Origin of the sequence: Pseudonocardia tropica (assembly GCF_040105315.1) — a bacterium.
GTDB lineage: Bacteria > Actinomycetota > Actinomycetes > Mycobacteriales > Pseudonocardiaceae > Pseudonocardia > Pseudonocardia alni.
The window spans coordinates 24028-39685 of sequence record NZ_JBEDNP010000023.1 but is presented as its reverse complement, the minus strand read 5'-3'; the positions used below and the strand labels follow the sequence as shown (position 1 = coordinate 39685).

The window sequence follows — 15658 nt, the reverse complement described above, 5'->3', positions numbered from 1 at the left end:
CGGGACCTCGGTGAGAGTCGATCTTTGGACGGACCGACCTCTCCTACCGGGGTCCCGCGCCCCTGTTGATCATCTCCGTGTCCTCGGCGTGTCGCCGTCCGGAGCCGCCACTACTGGGAAAGCCTCATTGCGTCAGGATGGCAGAGTTGCTTTTCACTCCTGCTCTGATCCCGTGGCCGCGATGCGTGATCTGCTCCGGCCGAGCCGTTTCGGGTAAAGGCCTCGCAGGCCGATACGGGGCCCCCGTGACCGGATCGACTGAAGTCGACACGCGGGCCTCGGGATGTCCACCACGCGCAAGTTGGCTATACGGGTACGGTTGGGGTATGGCGAAACGGCCGAACCGGACACGGGAGATTGCTGCCGAGCTGCGCGCGTCGATTCTGGCCGGTGACTATCCCCCGGGGGTGCCCCTGCCCAGCCGGGCAGAGCTGACCGAGCGCTTCCACGTGTCGCCGATGACCGCGCGCAACGCGGTCGAGATCCTGCGCGCCGAGGGCCTGGTCGAGCTCAAACGCGGCTCCGGGGTCTACGCCCGCGCACAGCGGCCGATGCTGCGCTCCGCCCGCAACCGACTCAGCCGCGCCGAACGTGCCGCCGGCCGCGGCGCGTTCACCACCGACGCCCACACCGGCGGCTGGACCCCGCGTTGCGAGGTCACCGTCCGCACCGAACCGGCCACCGACACACTCGCCGACCAGCTCGACATCGACCCCGGCGAGGAGCTGCTCGTCCGCGACCGCACCATGTCCGCCGGATTCGAAGTCGTGCAACTGGCCACCAGCTACCTGCCCTCCGCGCTCGCCACCCCCGAGATGCACGAGGAAGACTCCGGCCCCGGCGGGATCTACGCCCGCCTCGAGGAAGCCGGACACGAACTCGACCGCTTCGAAGAGACCGTCCGCATCGGGCAAGCCGACGTCGAGGAAGCCGAGACCTTCGGCGTCGCCGCCGGCACCGCGGTGTTCCGGCTGACCCGCCGGGCGTTCACCACCGAACGCGTCGTCGAGGTCAACAACATCACCATGCTCGGCGACCGATTCACCCTCGCCTACGACCTACCCGCCCAATGACCAGCTCGTTGCTTCGACCCGAGCACCAGCGTTTCCTCGCTACACTGAGCCGCCGCATGCACCGGCGGGATGGGAGTTCGCATTGACGAGACCGACCCGGCCGACCACTGCCGAGGAAGTGGTGAAGAAGCTTCCCCCGCACACCTGGGACAGCAACGTCGCCGTCGCCTACGAAGCGACCCAGGAACTCATCAACGACGTGATCGGCTGCTACGTCGCCCTGCTCAACCATGAACGCGCGAGCAGCCGGCCCGACCCGGAACGGATCCGCCAGCTGCGCGCACAGATCGCCGACTGCGACCAGCGCCAGCGCACCCTGGACCCGGGCGAGGAGTCCGAGATCGCGGCCGTACGCAGCTCCTACCGCCACGTGCTGGACGGACTGCGGGCCGAACTCCGGTGAACCCCGAGCACGACGACCTGGCCCACTACCGGCTCTCGGCCGAGGAGAACGAGCGAGTCTTCCGCGAGGAGATCGTTCCACTGCGTCTGGCCCGGTTCGAACCGCAGGACCAGCCCCTGCTCATCGTGCTCATGGCCCAACCCGGTGCCGGGAAGTCGGCGCACGCGGCCCGTATCCGGGCAGAGCTGGCCTCCGAGGGCGGCGTGGTCGAGATCGACAGCGACCTCTACAAGCCGTTCCATCCCGACTACCACGAGCTGATGGCCACCGACGACCAGCTGATGGCGGCAGCCACGCGGGCAGACGGCCGTGCCTGGATGGCCCGAGTCCAGCAGTACGTGCGCGAGCATCGACTCAACGCGGTCTTCCACGAGACCGCGCAGGACCCGCAGGAATCCCTCGACACGCTGGCCGCCTACCGCGCCGCCGACTACCGCATCGCCGTTCTGGCCCTCGGAGTCCACGAGAGCCAGAGCCTGCAGGGCGTGCTGCACCGCTACCAAGAACAGGTCAACGAGCGCGGAGCCGGGCGACTGACCGTCGCCGAGAACGCGGAACGCTCCTACCGCGGCATCGTCGACACCGCACGCCTGATCGACGAGCGCCAGGCCGCAGACGTGGTCGCGGTGTATCGGCGCACCGTCGACGAACAGGGGCCCGCCTATGTGAACGAGCTGGATGAACGCGGCGCATGGCGCCGGCCGCCCGGGTTCGCCCACGCGATCGAGATCGAGCGGCACCGGCCCCTCGACGCCGAGGAGATCCGCAACTACGAAGTCGTCCAGGACCAGCTGCGCACGACCCTCGCCGAGGACCTGCGACCACGCCTGCACCACGTCGAGCAGCTCGCCGCCGACCTCCTCACCCCCTCCGCCGAACGTCTCGCCGCCTACCAGGCACCCGAGCTGCTCCGGCAGAACAACCGCGACCTGACACACCCCGCAGTGGCCGTACGCAGGCTGCACCGACCTCCCACCGCCGGACGTCCACCACGGCGCCCAAGCACCGGACCCGACACCGCGACCGCACCGTCGCCGACTGCCGCACAGCGGCGCCGCGGACCAGGCCCAACCCGCTGATCGCCCGCGTGCGCGGTCAGGGGGAGTGCTCCTGCGGAGCGTCGATGCGCAGATCCCGTCAGAACCCCTCGCCGGCCGTGAGCGGTGCCACCGCCCCGGGCTTGGTCGGGGCATCGTCGAGCAGCTCGTCGACGCTGGCCAGGGTCGCGCGCGCGGTCAGCTGCGGCAGGCGGTCGAGTTCGAACCCCGCCGCCTCGAGCAGCGCAGCCAGCGCATACCCCTCCGTCGTGCCACGCATCCCGGCGTACAGGCCCTGATTGATCCGGTGCCGCAGCACCCCGGCCGCCTCGTGACAGCGCCGCTTGTTCTCCCGCAGCCGGGACGCCCGCCGCTGGGCCGGAGACTCATTCACCACCACCCCAGAATCGCACAGGTGTTCGACTCTGGCGAGCGTGGTAACCGCCGCCGGTGCGAGCCAAGAGCTGCCTGATGAGCAGGGGGAGCTCCATCGCGCGGACTCGTCGGTGCGGGCTGGCACACTCCCCGCCATGCCAGACGAGCAGCTGCCCTCCCGCGTCGTGGATGCTGAGCACCGCGGCTGGATGCTCAGCAACGACGGCGGCCTGGGCGGGCCCCTGGGGTATCGGGACGCCAGCGACTACCAGGCGCAGCGGCTCCTGACGCCGGGGGAGCTCGCCGAGCAGTGCGGGCCGCTGCGGCCGGTGGTGCCCCCAACCGAGGCGGACGTGGCCGAGCTGCGTCGAGCGTGGACGGTCGCCGGACGCAAAGCCGCGTACACGACGGCTGTCGCCGTGCAGATCGCCTTCGGACGCCTGCGGGAGGGAAACGGAGGCCTCGCGGCCCCACACAGCTACGAGGTGACCCGGCGGCAGCTCGCCGCGGGCCGTCCCGGCTCCTGGGAAGCTGTCCGGCTCTTCGAGCTGCAGCTGTGGGCGAACAAGAACAAGGAAAGCCGCTACGACGCCGCGGCCGCGGCCACGATCGCGACAGTGCTCCAGCGCTGGGTATCCAGCCCGGACCGCTACACCGAGGTCGCCGAGACACTGACCGGGCTGTTCGCGACCTTCGCCGACGAACAGGGCGGGTGGCCGGCAGTGGCCGACCAATGGCTCCAGCAAGGCGCCCTGGACCACGAGGGCGTGCTCCTGACCTACAGCCTGCTGTACTCCACCGGCGCCGAGTTCGACCCCGCCATGCTGAGCTGAGCCACTACCTCGAGCCTGTCGACCATCACTGGCCTCCGTCCGTGCTCGCGGGAGAGGAACCCCCGGCGCGGTAGGCGTTGACGGCGTTCGCGATCAGCAGGGCAGTCGACTCGTCGAACGCCTGCGCCATCTGCTCGCCGTCCGCGGCGACCACGGACAGGTCGTGAACGGCCCGCCACGGGCCGTCCGGTGCGGCGGCGGTGTCGAGCTCCTCGATGGCGATGACGGCGAGCCGCGCCAACGAACCACCCTCGCGGTAGCCGTACTCCTCGAACACCGCCAGGACCGCCGCTTCTAGCCGGGCGCGGGTCGCCCAGTCGTAGTCGTCGCAGTCGTCGCTGCCGCACTCCGGGCAGCCAGCCTCAAGTGCGGGCGGGAGGAGGGCGTACAGGCGGGCCGTGACGATGTCGATGTGCGGCTGGGCTCCGGGGAGATCCCGGAGCGCGTTGATGGGGTCGGGTCTGTCGACGGGCCACGACAGGTCGACGGCCGGGGCCGGGTCGCGTCGGATCACGGTCACCGGCTCGACGTGCGTCACGGCCGAGTCCGGCACCAGTTCGTCGCCGACCCGCCACCCGGTCGTCCCGTTCGTGTTCCGCTCCGCGACCGGGTACTCGATGCCGTCTCCGCGGTTCGTTTCGATGATTGCGTACTCCGGGCCGCTGGCCGGGGCCGCCAACGCGATCACGTCCCGGAGCGCGTCCCCGTACTGAGAGTTGGCCGGGGTGGCGTCAAGCCATTCCCTGAGCGTGGCGAGCACATCGTGCACGGTCAGATCAGGCCTGGCCGGGTCGGCGCTCGCCGCGACGGGGGCGTACCGGACCAGCGCGGCAGCATCGCAGTCGTGCAGCGCGACCGAACCGGTCGGGGTGTCCACATCGAGCGGATACCAGGCGCCGTCATCCATCTGCCGGTACACCATGCCGGTGTCTGGAAGTACCGCGACGGGGATCGGCTGAGTGGCGTGGCCGGTCATCGGGTCGCTCCACAGCGGCACGTGTCGCCCTCGTAGCGGCCGCTGTCGCTGTACTGGCCGTGCCAGTCGTGCACGTGCTCGGGGTGGTGCGGGTTCACCCGCGGGTCAGAGCTTGTCGCGGTCATGACTGGGTGCCTCCTGGGTGGGGGTGTGTCAGACACGTGGGTCGGCGCCAGCGGTAGCCGTTGGCTTTGTCCAGGCTCGAGCATTCCGACGCGTGTTCGGGCGACGCCGGGAGATGCCGCGCCGGGGATTACCAGTTCAGGGGCTAGGGCTGAGTAGGACCCGAACCCATACGTTCTCGCTGGTCAAGACCAGTCCTAGCTCGTCCGGCGGGAGGCAGCGGCCTCGGGGGCGGTGGGCGTCCCACAGGTCAGCATCGTCGAACACGTGCCCGCAGCCGCGGTGTCGCCGACAGCAGTGGGCGCGGTCAGCGCCGGCCCACCGACGGCCGCAGCACGCGATCGGCGTAGCCATGCCTCGTCCGGATCGGTAGGGAGGACCGGTGTCGCTGCAGACGGGCGCGGGGCTCGGGCGGATACTGCTCATGAGGGTCTCCTCGCGCGGTCAGACGGGTCCCTGTGGGCCAGCTCGCGGCGGTGCCCTCATTTGCCCAGCGCCTTCCGCACGGTCGAGCGGTGCACCCCGGCGCGCGTCGCCAGGCGGTACTCCGACCCCTCGGTGGTCGCCAGCATGGCGCCAGTGAGTCGGTACATCGCCGCCCGCTCCGCGTCTCGGGCTTGCTGCCATGCCGTGCCGACCTGCTCCAGCGACTGCTCGCGCAGGACCACGCCTTTGACTCCCAGTAGCGCGAGCTCTCGCTCTTCTGCCTGGTCGACACTCGGGTAGCGGGCAAGGACGCGGTCGAACGCCGCGGTGAGCTGCTCCGCCTCCACCTCGGTCACGGTGGTCTCGAACCTGCCCAGCCAGGCGGCGACGTCCGGGCGAAGTTCGTCTACGGAGACTCTCACCCCCACAATAGTATATACCTGTACTGTATTAGTACAGACCTGTACTGAAGCAGTGGGTGAGTAGCGTGGACCCGTGCGGTCGCTCGAGGAGTCGGGGTCGCCGTAGTTCTCGCCGAAAATCGGGCGGATATAGCTGAGTAGCCTCTTGAGCTGCGGATGGTGGTTGCGCGGGAGACCGCAGTTGGCGACGGCCCGAAGTGCAAGGTAACGGCCGAGCCGGTCGGGTCAGCCCACCTTCGCGCGAGCGCGGGAGAGCGCTCGGTAGACCGTGGAGCGGGTGACGGAGAAGAGCTCCTCGAGCTCGCTGATGGTGTGCTCGCCGGCGGCGTGGAGTGAGACGAGGTGTGCTTCCTGCCGCGGCGAGAGCTTGGGCTGCTTGCCGCGCAGCCGGCCCTTGGCTTTGGCGACCTTCATACCCTCTCGTGTCCTCATCCTGACGAGATCGGCCTCGAACTCGGCGATCATGGCGAGTGCGTTGAACAGCAGTCGGCCGATTGGGTCGGTGGGGTCGTGCACCGAGCCGCCGATGCAGAGCTTGATCTCGCCGGCAGTGAGCTCGTCGGCGATCGCACGGGCGTCGGGCACCGAGCGGGCGAGGCGATCAAGCTTCGTGACCACGAGGGTGTCGCCGGCGCGGCATGCGGCAAGGGCTTCGCGTAGCCCGGGCCGGGCGCGGTTCGTGCCGGTGAGGCCGTGGTCGACGTAGATCCGCTCGGTCGCGACGCCGAGCGCGGTGAGGGCGTCGCGTTGAGCGGTGAGGTCCTGGGCGTCGGTGGAGCAGCGGGCGTAGCCGATCAGCAGTCCGGTCACCGGGGCAGTCTGCCGGTTATGGCCCCCTCACCGGAACTATTCACCGAACCAGGCTTACGGGACACCTCGTACTGGGCCGATGCTTCGGCGCTGGCCGGGGCGGGGGTGTCCCGGTAGGGGTTCGGCTATCGGGACAGGCCCTCGTGGCTGACCGCCGGCACTGCCGGCTCACGAGTTCTACTCAAGGAGGTGGGGAACAGCATGTAGCGCCGCCAGGAACGACGTCCGATTCGCGCCAACGAAACGATGCTTCCGTTGGCTCATGGATACGTTCGAACAAACTAAAATCGGGTTTTGAAGTTATAAACCACTGATCAGGTAGGCTGTCGAGCATGGTCGACACCGCCGTACGCTGCGGATACAGCCGCTGTCGGGCCGAGCTCCCGCCTCCCGGACCCCAAGGAGGTCGGCCGCGCTCGTTCTGCCGCGACACCCGCTGGGAGGGCGGCAAGACGTGTGCGCAGATGGCCCGCGCCGAACGCGAGGCCCTGGGCGCGCTCGGGCTGGACACCGGCGCCGGGGCGTTCGCCCTCGACGCCGACCGGCTACGCGAACACGTCACTGCGGTGGCCGGCCCGGTCGCCGAACTCGCCGCCGCACTGCAGGCTGTGCAGGACCGCCTCGATGAGGTGCAGCGCGACGCGCTCACCGCTACCGAGCAGGCTCGTGCCAGGGCCGCGGAGGCCGACTCCGGCCGCCAGCAGGCCGAGCAGGATCGTGACGCTGCACTTCGGCGGACCCGCGACGCCGAGTCGGCCGCGACCGACGCGCGCCGCGAACGCGCCGAGGCCCTCACCCGCGCCGACGAGGCCGCGCTCACCGCCCTGGACGCCACCGAGGCCCTCGGTGCTGCCCGCCAGCAAGCCACCGACGCCGTCACCGCCCGCGACCAGGCACACGACGACGCCCGCGCGGCCCGCGCCGACGCCGACCAGGCCCGCCACGACCGCGAGCAGGCCGTCCTGGCCACCCGGGCCGCCGAACACGACCGCGACACCGCCCAGCGCCAGGCCACCGCCCGCGAACGCGAACGCGACGACGCCCGCACCCAGCTCGACCAGCTGCGAGCCACCCTCGACGAACTGCGGACCGAACACGCCGGCCTGACCGAGACCACCGCGGCGCTGCGCCGCGATGTCGAGAACCATCGCACTGCCGCCGAGCTGGCCCGCACCGACGTCGCGACGCTGCGCGAAGAGCTGGCGGAGGTTCGGGCAACCGCGGTCACAGACCGGACCGAGCGCGACCAGTTCCGTGCCGACCTCATAGCGGCCCATCAGGAACGCGACGCCTACGCCGTCGAGGTTGGGGAACTCCGCACCGCCGTCGGACGTGTCGGCGAAACCACTGGGCAGCGGCTACATCCCGACGACATCACGGCGCTCGTCACCGCTCTGCGTCAGCGGTGAGCCGTTCGGGAGCGAAGTGCTCCCGAACGGCTCGCAGGCAGCGACAGGCGCGCCCCGCTTTCCGGCTACAACAAGCCCACCGCGGCGAGCAGCACCACGAGGACTACGAGCCGTACCCATGGCGTCCAGCTCGGGGCGTGCAAGGTCCGGTGCACCAGCTCCACGACAGCGTGGCAGAACGGCGGCGCCGCATCGGCCGGCTGCGGCAGGTTGATCATGAACGCTCTCCTTCAGCTCATCCGTAGTGGTCTCCTGAAGCGTGATGCACACTGAGCAGGAACGTTTGCTGCAGTTCAGCATGATCAACGGAGAGGTATCTCATCGTGTCGGACAGCAGGTCAGCGGGGCGGAGGTCGTCCGGAGATACCCAGATCATGACTGTGCGCGTATCAAGAAAGTTGGCTGCTCGGTTCGAGGTCTTTAGGGCGCTTGCCCGTGCGCAGCGTGGCGAGCGCGCTAAGCGGATCGGGATCCAGGATGTTCTGGAGGCCTACCTCGAGGAGCTGGTTATGACCAAGGAGCCGGACGCGGCGGTTGCCGAGATCGCCGCGCTGATGGCGCGCCATGAGAAACGGCGTAGTAGGCCACGCATGTGAGGAGCCGCTCCTGTACAGATCTACCGCGCGAACAGATTGTCCGTAGCTCTGATGTTGCCCCACCCTTACCGCTTGAACAGCTTGCCAGCCAGGTAGATGTCCCAGGCGGCCTCGTCGAGGCCGTGGCCGCCGGAGCGTAGGTGGTAGCTCATGGCCGGGCCGCGGAAGCCCTCGTCGGTGGTGGGCGGCCAGCTGGATGAGGAGATTCCGGTGTCGCCGAGGCCGTAGAGGTCGTAGACCGGGGCGGCGCCGAGGTAGGACAGGAACTCGCCCTGGGGGTCGGCGTTGCCGTCCTCGGTGGCGCTGCCGACGACGACCCGCCCCGGCGCGATCAAGGCCAGGAGTTCGTGCTGATCGACCGGTAGCGAGTCCGCGTTGCCCGCGTAGTCGCTGTAGGTGGGTGGGAACCAGTGCGGGAAGGCGTCGGTGATGGCTGCGATGGATTCGCCCGCGTCGTCGCGGCGGGCCAGCTTGGCGCCCGTGGAGCCGGAGTTGTTCGACACGATCACGGGGAAGCGGGTGTCCTGGGCTCCGGCCCACAGCGCGGCCTTCCCACCGCGGGAGTGGCCGATGACCGCGACCTTGTCCGGGTCGATGTCGGGATCGTCCTGGAGGTAGTCCATGGCGCGGCTGGCACCCCAAGCCCACGCGCTGATGGCACGCCCGGCATCGTCGGGCAGCTCAGTGCCGGAGGGGTAGAAGGCGTCGATGACCCCGGAGCGGTAGCTGCCGGGGTCATCGGGGGCGACCTCACCGGCGTCGAGCGCGGCGAAGGCGTAGCCGGCGTCGAGGATCGTGGGGATCGGGGCGTAGCCCGACGATCCGGGCTCGTCACCGACCGAGCCGCGGTGGTCGATCAGCAGGAACGTGCCCTTCGGCGTCCCGCCCTCGGGGACGAACACCCGCAGGGTGAAACTCGCCGAGCCCTCCGGCCCGGTGACCTCGATGCGCACCTTCTTCCCACCCTCGGACAGGGGCTGGTCGTCGAAGGCGACCTCGTCGGGCTCGGGCGTGGGCAGGGTGTGGCCGTAGACGTGGTCGGCGAAGGCCTCCAGCAGTTCGGGGCGCCGCTGGCTCTCCCAGTCGTCGATGCTGTCGACGGTGTCGCCGTTGTCGAGCACCAGCGGGTCCGGAACCCGGGTGCCGCCGAGGCTCATCGTGGCACCCGCGCCCCCGGCGCCGCTCTCCTCATCGAGCGGCTTGTCGTCGGCGCGCAGCGCGACCGCCATCCGCGCCGGCGCGGGATGCTCCGCGGCAACCGGCACCCCGGCAGCTGCGGCGAGGGCGAGCGCCGCACCCGCGGCCGCCAGCCCGCTCACGGCGACCCGAATCCGTCGGTGCACGTCGCTACCCACCGTCGGCCGATGCCCCCGACGACCGACCTGCCCCCGAGCGTGGGGTCGAGCTGCGCCGACGCGACTCGGAGCTGCGCGACGAGGACGTCTCGGAGCGGCTGGACGACCCCCGCTTCCGCTTCTCGCCCGTGGCGTTGTCGCCCTCGGTGGAGGGACGGGGACCACCGCCCGATGAGGAAGGGGCGGGGGCGGACTCCTGCCAGGGGCCGGTGATGGCGAACAGGATCCCGGGTTTCTGGATGCCGGCGAAGAGCACCCGACCGTCCGGGGAGAAGGCGGGCCCGGTGAACTCCGAGCCGATCTGGCTGCGCGCGAGCGGGTAGACGGTCCCGTCGCGGGTGACCCCGGCGAGGTGGTTGTCGCTCTCGCCATCGGTGGCCAGGATCAGCCCGCCATAGGGTGCGGCGACGATGTTGTCGGGGGCTTCGACGGTCTCGCCGTCGGCGTCGGTGCCAAAGACCGTGGTCAACCGCAACGTGGCCTTGGCGGGGTCGTGGTGCCAGATCTGGCCGCGGTGGGAGTCGGCGTAGCTGGAGACCAGGTAGGCGCCCCCGTCGGCCCACCAGGCGCCTTCGAGCTTGTGGGCGCGGGTGATGCCCTCTGCCGCCCGCAGCGGCCCGTTCTCGGCGCCGCGATCGGTGACCGGGGCCCATTCCACCTCGTAGGTCGTGTTGACCTCGGTGGCCTGGGCGAGGTCGTCGACCTGGGCGCCGCTGTCATCGGTGCACACCAGCGCGGCCAGCTCGCCGGCATCGGTGTCGAGGGTGGCGAGCTCGCCGGGGCGGCCGCGGAAGTCCGAGGGTGGTGTCCACCGGTAGACGGTGCCGAGTGGGTCGGTGGTGTCCTCGGTCAGGTAGATGGTCAGGGTGTCGGGGTCGATGCAGAGGGCTTCGTGGACGAATCGGCCCAGCGCGGTGATCGGGGTGGGGTCCTGGTTGTCGTCGAGGTCGTGCGGGTTGACCTCGAAGACGTAGCCGTGCCGGTCGTCCTCGGTTTCCTCGCACGTCAGCCACGTGCCCCACGGGGTGACCCCGCCCGCGCAGTTGGTGGAGGTCCCGGCCAGCCCGACCTGCTCCCAGAGCAGCTCACCCTCCGGGCTGGTCTTGATGATCGTGCAGCCACCCCCGGCATCGTCGCGATACACCAGGCCCTCCTCGTGAGGGACGGCGCCGTCATCGTCCGGGCCGCCGCGCACCTCGTGGTTGAGCACCACCAGCACGTTGCCGTCGTCGGCGTCGAACGCCGCGGCCCCGTCATGAATCCCCGGGCTCGGCTCCCCGCCCTTCATGCGGGTCGTGCCGGCCTCGGTCACCACCCGATAGGAGAAGCCCTCGGGCAGCGCGAGCAGCCCGTCGGGGTCGTCGACCAGCGGCCCATAGCCGCCGAACCCGGCGGGTTGGGCGCGGGCCCCCGGCGCCGCCAGCAGGGCATCGACCGCGCCGAGCAGGCTCACCGCCATCCCCGCCTGCCCGGAGCGGGCCAGGAACGCGCGCCGATCAAGCACCATCGGTGCTCGTGTCCCCTGCTGCGGCGGGCTGCGGCCGGACCCGCCAGCCCTCACCGTCGCCGGTCGCGTTCGGCGCGAACCGGTACCCAGCCTGCTCGAGCAGACGCCCGTAGTCCTGCTCGGCGGCGACCCGCTCGGATCGCGGCTGCCTGGTGTGGACCAGCAGCATCGGCCCCTCGTCGTCGGGATGCTCGACGACGAACCCGTCGCCGCCCTCGGTGAACTCGACGAAGCCGCGCCGGCGCAACAGCTCGCGCAGCTGCTCGGCGTCGCGATCACGAACCGACCACAACGGCCGGGCCTCGAAGCCGTGACCGTAGGCCGGGGCCTGCCCGTCGTACTGGTCGTCTCCGCTGCTCATCGCATCCTCCACTCCTCGGGGGTACTGGTCAGTCGTGCTCGGTCGGTGGCCGGTAGTCCTCGGTGGCCAGCGGATCGAACACACCCGTGCAGTCCGAGCGGCCCTCGCCCGTGCCGGTGTAGGCCAACCACAGCGACCCATCGGCGAACCGCGCAGTCACCTGCCCACCCGGCCCGTCGATCCCGCGGCAGTGCCGCCGGGCCGGGAACGGCACGTGCCCGTAGTCGTCGGGGTCATCGGCATCGAACTCGCCGTCGTCGGCTCCACCGCCGTTGTCGAGGCCCCTGTGGTTGCTGGTCATGCCGTGTCCTCCACCAGCAGCAGCCAGTCCTCATCCCTCGTGGGCGGGCTGTAGGTCTTCGTGACCTTGGTGGTGTCGAACTCGCCGGTGCGGGGGTTGAACCAGTACGCCTTCGGCTTGCCGGTCACGACGCTGGTGTCGACCGAGAACCCCTCACCGGCGGGGCTGTAGACCAGCAGGTAGGAGCCATCGGAGGCGACGTTGGCCACGACCCGCTCCGCACCCGACCCCGGCTCGGAGCCCAGCACGGACTGGTCGGGTTCGCCGCGGGTGAACGGCAGCGACTCCATCAGCTCGCGCAGGTGGCGCATCTGCCCGGCGGCGGGGAACTCCAGCGCCTCGGTCCAGCTCCCGCGCGCGCCGAGCTCCCCGTCGCCGCCGTCGTTGAACTGCCACACCGCGTGGTGGCCGTAGGTGTGCCCGGCCGCCCCGCCCAGCACCGACCAGTAGGCATCCCGGCGCACATCGAGTGCGGTGGAGAAGCCCTGCTCGGGCTCCCAGCAGTACGGGTGCTCCTCATAGATCGGCTCGCCGTCGAGGAACGGCTTGGCCGGGTCCGCGCCGTAGGTCGACTCGACCAGGTCTGCGCGCACGTCGTAGCGCAGACAGTGCCCGCCCTGGATCATGTTGAAATCCAGCCAATCCGCGGCGGCGAACCACGTCGCCGACGACTGATCCCCGCGCGGGTGGTAGGTCTTGATCTGGGTCCCGCCGGTGGCGTCGAGGCCCTCGGCCAGCTCGGTCCACAACTGCTCTTCCCCGTCGGCGGGGTGGTCCCCGCCGAGGGTCCAGGTGACGTTGTCGCGGGCACCGAACCGCTCGCCCAGGAACTCCCCATAGCCACGGGCAGACGACTCCGTGATCGCCGAGCCGGTCTGCTTGTCGCCCCACACCGGGTGGATCGCCAGATACATGTCCCGCGCGGCGGCCGCATCGATCGCGAACTCCACCCGATCCCAGAATTCGTCGTTCTCAGCCGCGGCGTCCACGGTGTCACCGGGGGACTCGGCCCCGGCCTGGGGGAACATCGCCACCGTCTGGACGACGTTGAACCCCTGCTCAGCACGAACGTCGAGATACTCGGTGGTCTCGTCTTCGCTGAGCTTGCCCAGCATCGCCCACGCGGTGTCGGCCAGCCAGAAGAACGGCTCCCCGTCCGCGGCGAGGAACCGACCGTCGACCTGCAGATACGGCGGATCGCTCGCAGAGGACTGGTTGTCGGCCGCACGATGCGCCGCGCGTTCGCTTGTGGGGGTCGCGAGCAGGCTGGCGCTCAGGGCCACCGCAACGGCCGCACAGACCGAGACCGTCGGCCGGGCCAGGCCGAGTCGTCGAGCACACACCTCGATCTCCTGGGGGTCAGGTCTGCCGAGGCGAGCAAGCGCCGGACTCGGTCTGGCTCCCCTCACAGACCGGGTCCAGCACGCGAGACTCGGTGCCGCACTTCCTCATAGGGCGGGACTGTACCCGAGCGTATCAACTTCGGTAAGCAAGATGATACGACCGTGAGCGGTGAGGATGCTCCGACCGCAGATGAGCTGACGGGCGCCTCGCAGGGTGTCTACGCGACGGCGATGGCTCCGTTCGCGCCCTGCCGCTCAATTCGGAACGGGGGGCGGGATAATTAGCAAGGATGATGCTGTGTGGAGTCGTGGAGGTTTAACGTGAACACGTTAAAGCGTCGAGCGAATCGGCGGGGGATTCGCCAGTGGCCCGGTGGCGTCCTTGCAGAGGGAGCGCGCGAAGCACTCGTGGCCTGGTCGGAGCATCACGACGTGCAGGCCAGCGGGTCGAAGCATCCGTGCCTGCACTGGCTTGCTGGACACCGATGCCCCGAAGCGATTCGAAGTCATTACCTCGGGGGAATTGTCGTTGCATGCCCGACGCTGGGCATGTTCGACCATCGGCTTGCCTGGATTCGCAATGGCAGGCCCCTGGTGATTGCCGCGGTGGTCTGCCGACCACCTTGCCCCCGACTCCCGTGGTCACCATGGCGAGCAGGTCGCATCCCAGGTCGTCGCACTCGGACTGTCGGAGTCCCGTGCCAAGGTGGTGACCTGCAGGTGAGAGGCCTACAAGGAGGTTCGGGATGGCGGCACCGCTGGAGCTGTTTCCCCGTGCCAGAGTCAACCCCGAAGGGTTCGCCCAAGAGCAGGCCGAGCACTTCACCGGCCGCCGCCTGCGTATTGGCCGGTCCGGGATCGTGCACGAGGTGGCTTGGCGGCCGTGGCTCGGCGAGCTGATCCTGCCCGTGCCCGCCTGCCACCAGGGCTGGTCGGGATTCGCCGCCTCCGGGGACCTCATCGCCACCGACGACCCGGCCACCTGCCGAAAGTGCGCTCACCGAGCCGCACAGCTCCCGCTAGCGGCACCGGCCGCGCAGGCAGCGTTGTTCGAGCTGGAGCGCTGACTCGAGGAGCCTCGTACGACTCTCATAGGGCCGATGGGCCGGGGCGCCAGGACTGTGCCGCGGCCAGCGGGGCAGGAGGCGGCCCCGGTGCGCCCGTTCCGACATCGTGCGCGGATGCTGCGACGCTGGTTCCGATGGTCGCGGTGGCGGTTCTGGTTGTCGCCGTGGCCTGGGGGATCACCACGTTGGCGACAGCTCTCATGCGGCCGCGTTCCGAGGCCGACCGCGACCGCCGCGACCCGGTCCGCCGCTGATAGGGCTCGGAGCGGCTCGACCGCGCAAGCCGGGCCGCGCGCTCGATCCGTAACAGCGCTGTTCGAGCCGGAGCGGCTGACCGAAGCCCCGCCCCAGGAGTGTCCGAATCAGCGTCAGTGAAATGCTGACGCCATGGCGACCCCGCCCCGGATCACCGATGCCGAGCGCGATGCTGCGATCACACGCATCGTCGAACGACACGACCGCATCGACGATCCGCGCAGGTCAGAGCTGGGCAGCGACCCACGTGACGTCGTCACCTTCGTCCTCAACCGAGGCACTGCCGGCGTCCCACGATGGATCCAGGCCGCAGACCACCACGACGCCGTGGTGCTGTCGAGCTGGTGCTGGTGGGAGGAGCGGCGCCGGGAACGGCGCCTGCTCCGCCAAGGAATCACGCTCGGGCTATCGGCCACCGAGCTGGGAGCCCCGCTCGGGATCCGGTCTCGGCAGGGAGTCCGCGATCGTCTGGACCGTCTCGACGCCCTACTGGCCAACAACCGGCCCGATGAGCAGCTCGGGCGAGAAGCCCGCCGCGGTGCTCGCCAGCGCGACGCTGGCCAGTCCTGGCTCGATCACCATCGCGGCGAGGTCCGGCCGGTGCTCCTCGCGCTTGTCGGGCACGCCCGATGGTTGTTGCGCGAGACCGAAGGCGCTGAACAGACCACGCCCGACGACAACCACGCTGACACAGCGGCCGACGACATCCGAGACTGGGCGGACGAACTCGCTGTCGACTACCAGGACGACGTCCTCACACCGGCCACGTTTGCGCTGGCCGGTCTACTGGCAGCCGAGCTGCGAGCGCATCCGTCGACGCTGGCCCTGGACCATCGCCACCGCCTCCGCACGACCCTGGCCCGGGTTGAGAAACTCCGGGCGGCGCTGGCCGCGGCGAGATGACCCTTACGAGCCGGGCCGTGTTGGTGATCCCCCGGTCCAAGACCAATCAGAGCGGTCAGCAGGGACGAGACCGGCCCGCACAC

General features: G+C 70.1%; 19 protein-coding genes. 7 read left to right on the top strand and 12 right to left on the bottom strand.

The annotated features are described in order from the left end of the window. Positions 1-326: 326 nt before the first annotated feature. The 3 genes from WHI96_RS25100 (at position 327) to WHI96_RS25090 (ending at position 2555) form a co-directional block, all read left to right on the top strand. Positions 327-1073, top strand: coding sequence for a GntR family transcriptional regulator (locus WHI96_RS25100; protein WP_337826954.1), 747 nt, complete (start codon positions 327-329; stop codon positions 1071-1073). A 121-nt stretch (positions 1074-1194) separates the two neighbouring features. Beyond that, on the top strand, positions 1195-1476 hold the full coding sequence (locus tag WHI96_RS25095) for a hypothetical protein (RefSeq protein WP_337826953.1): 282 nt from the start codon (positions 1195-1197) through the stop codon (positions 1474-1476). Continuing rightward, positions 1473-2555: a zeta toxin family protein gene (locus WHI96_RS25090; RefSeq protein WP_345651134.1), complete on the top strand. Its 1083-nt coding sequence runs from the start codon at positions 1473-1475 to the stop codon at positions 2553-2555. Before WHI96_RS25095 ends, WHI96_RS25090 begins: the two co-directional genes overlap by 4 nt. A gap of 58 nt (positions 2556-2613) precedes the next feature. Here the strand turns inward: WHI96_RS25090 and WHI96_RS25085 are convergent, their stop codons facing one another. Next, on the bottom strand, positions 2614-2913 hold the full coding sequence (locus WHI96_RS25085) for a hypothetical protein (RefSeq protein ID WP_349302455.1): 300 nt from the start codon (positions 2911-2913) through the stop codon (positions 2614-2616). Positions 2914-3043: 130 nt separating this feature from the next. Between WHI96_RS25085 and WHI96_RS25080 the strand changes: the two genes are divergently transcribed. Further along, positions 3044-3721 (top strand): hypothetical protein, encoded by a 678-nt coding sequence (locus WHI96_RS25080; protein WP_349302454.1) that lies wholly within the window; start codon positions 3044-3046, stop codon positions 3719-3721. 25 nt (positions 3722-3746) lie between these two features. On the opposite strand, the gene WHI96_RS25075 is transcribed toward WHI96_RS25080, so the two are convergent. From WHI96_RS25075 to WHI96_RS25065, 4 genes are all read right to left on the bottom strand, one after another. Then, a complete protein-coding gene (locus WHI96_RS25075; RefSeq protein WP_345651126.1) occupies positions 3747-4697 on the bottom strand; it encodes a hypothetical protein in 951 nt (316 codons plus the stop codon). 261 nt (positions 4698-4958) lie between these two features. After that, positions 4959-5174, bottom strand: a complete 216-nt coding sequence (locus WHI96_RS27955; RefSeq protein ID WP_425571687.1) for an FDXHR family putative zinc-binding protein — start codon at positions 5172-5174, stop codon at positions 4959-4961. A gap of 128 nt (positions 5175-5302) precedes the next feature. Next, the gene (locus WHI96_RS25070) at positions 5303-5668 is read right to left on the bottom strand and encodes a hypothetical protein (RefSeq protein ID WP_345651124.1); all 366 of its coding nucleotides are present in this window, start codon (positions 5666-5668) and stop codon (positions 5303-5305) included. A 225-nt stretch (positions 5669-5893) separates the two neighbouring features. After that, positions 5894-6478, bottom strand: a complete 585-nt coding sequence (locus WHI96_RS25065; protein WP_345651121.1) for a recombinase family protein — start codon at positions 6476-6478, stop codon at positions 5894-5896. A 332-nt stretch (positions 6479-6810) separates the two neighbouring features. Between WHI96_RS25065 and WHI96_RS25060 the strand changes: the two genes are divergently transcribed. Then, on the top strand, positions 6811-7887 hold the full coding sequence (locus WHI96_RS25060) for a coiled-coil domain-containing protein (RefSeq protein ID WP_345651119.1): 1077 nt from the start codon (positions 6811-6813) through the stop codon (positions 7885-7887). Between the two features lie 65 nt (positions 7888-7952). Here the strand turns inward: WHI96_RS25060 and WHI96_RS25055 are convergent, their stop codons facing one another. The 7 genes from WHI96_RS25055 to WHI96_RS25025 form a co-directional block, all read right to left on the bottom strand. Beyond that, positions 7953-8105: a hypothetical protein gene (locus tag WHI96_RS25055; protein ID WP_345651116.1), complete on the bottom strand. Its 153-nt coding sequence runs from the start codon at positions 8103-8105 to the stop codon at positions 7953-7955. A gap of 171 nt (positions 8106-8276) precedes the next feature. Then, entirely contained in the window at positions 8277-8453 is a 177-nt protein-coding gene (locus WHI96_RS25050; protein WP_345651113.1) for a hypothetical protein, read from the bottom strand. Positions 8454-8548: 95 nt separating this feature from the next. Further along, on the bottom strand, positions 8549-9802 hold the full coding sequence (locus WHI96_RS25045) for a glucuronyl esterase domain-containing protein (RefSeq protein ID WP_345651110.1): 1254 nt from the start codon (positions 9800-9802) through the stop codon (positions 8549-8551). A 28-nt stretch (positions 9803-9830) separates the two neighbouring features. After that, complete coding sequence (locus WHI96_RS25040; protein ID WP_345651107.1) at positions 9831-11345, bottom strand: alkaline phosphatase PhoX; 1515 nt, start codon at positions 11343-11345, stop codon at positions 9831-9833. After that, a complete protein-coding gene (locus tag WHI96_RS25035; protein ID WP_345651104.1) occupies positions 11335-11706 on the bottom strand; it encodes a hypothetical protein in 372 nt (123 codons plus the stop codon). The genes WHI96_RS25040 and WHI96_RS25035 overlap by 11 nt, the downstream gene beginning before the upstream one ends. Before the next feature lie 28 nt (positions 11707-11734). After that, positions 11735-12007: a hypothetical protein gene (locus WHI96_RS25030; protein WP_345651101.1), complete on the bottom strand. Its 273-nt coding sequence runs from the start codon at positions 12005-12007 to the stop codon at positions 11735-11737. After that, positions 12004-13350, bottom strand: a complete 1347-nt coding sequence (locus WHI96_RS25025) for a glycoside hydrolase family 140 protein (protein WP_345651098.1) — start codon at positions 13348-13350, stop codon at positions 12004-12006. Before WHI96_RS25025 ends, WHI96_RS25030 begins: the two co-directional genes overlap by 4 nt. 746 nt (positions 13351-14096) lie before the next feature. Between WHI96_RS25025 and WHI96_RS25020 the strand changes: the two genes are divergently transcribed. Both WHI96_RS25020 and WHI96_RS25015 read left to right on the top strand, forming a co-directional pair. Next, positions 14097-14417, top strand: coding sequence for a hypothetical protein (locus WHI96_RS25020; protein WP_337826895.1), 321 nt, complete (start codon positions 14097-14099; stop codon positions 14415-14417). A 387-nt stretch (positions 14418-14804) separates the two neighbouring features. Continuing rightward, a complete protein-coding gene (locus tag WHI96_RS25015) occupies positions 14805-15575 on the top strand; it encodes a hypothetical protein (protein ID WP_337826894.1) in 771 nt (256 codons plus the stop codon). Positions 15576-15658 lie beyond the last annotated feature (83 nt).

Coding starts and splice junctions, on each gene's coding strand:
- WHI96_RS25100 (WP_337826954.1), top strand. CDS start 327: ATGGCGAAACGGCCGAACCGGACACGGGAGATTGCTGCCGAGCTGCGC.
- WHI96_RS25080 (WP_349302454.1), top strand. CDS start 3,044: ATGCCAGACGAGCAGCTGCCCTCCCGCGTCGTGGATGCTGAGCACCGC.
- WHI96_RS25075 (WP_345651126.1), bottom strand. CDS start 4,697: ATGACCGGCCACGCCACTCAGCCGATCCCCGTCGCGGTACTTCCAGAC.
- WHI96_RS27955 (WP_425571687.1), bottom strand. CDS start 5,174: ATGGCTACGCCGATCGCGTGCTGCGGCCGTCGGTGGGCCGGCGCTGAC.
- WHI96_RS25060 (WP_345651119.1), top strand. CDS start 6,811: ATGGTCGACACCGCCGTACGCTGCGGATACAGCCGCTGTCGGGCCGAG.
- WHI96_RS25055 (WP_345651116.1), bottom strand. CDS start 8,105: ATGATCAACCTGCCGCAGCCGGCCGATGCGGCGCCGCCGTTCTGCCAC.
- WHI96_RS25050 (WP_345651113.1), bottom strand. CDS start 8,453: ATGGCGCGCCATCAGCGCGGCGATCTCGGCAACCGCCGCGTCCGGCTC.
- WHI96_RS25040 (WP_345651107.1), bottom strand. CDS start 11,345: ATGGTGCTTGATCGGCGCGCGTTCCTGGCCCGCTCCGGGCAGGCGGGG.
- WHI96_RS25035 (WP_345651104.1), bottom strand. CDS start 11,706: ATGAGCAGCGGAGACGACCAGTACGACGGGCAGGCCCCGGCCTACGGT.
- WHI96_RS25030 (WP_345651101.1), bottom strand. CDS start 12,007: ATGACCAGCAACCACAGGGGCCTCGACAACGGCGGTGGAGCCGACGAC.
- WHI96_RS25020 (WP_337826895.1), top strand. CDS start 14,097: ATGGCGGCACCGCTGGAGCTGTTTCCCCGTGCCAGAGTCAACCCCGAA.
- WHI96_RS25015 (WP_337826894.1), top strand. CDS start 14,805: ATGGCGACCCCGCCCCGGATCACCGATGCCGAGCGCGATGCTGCGATC.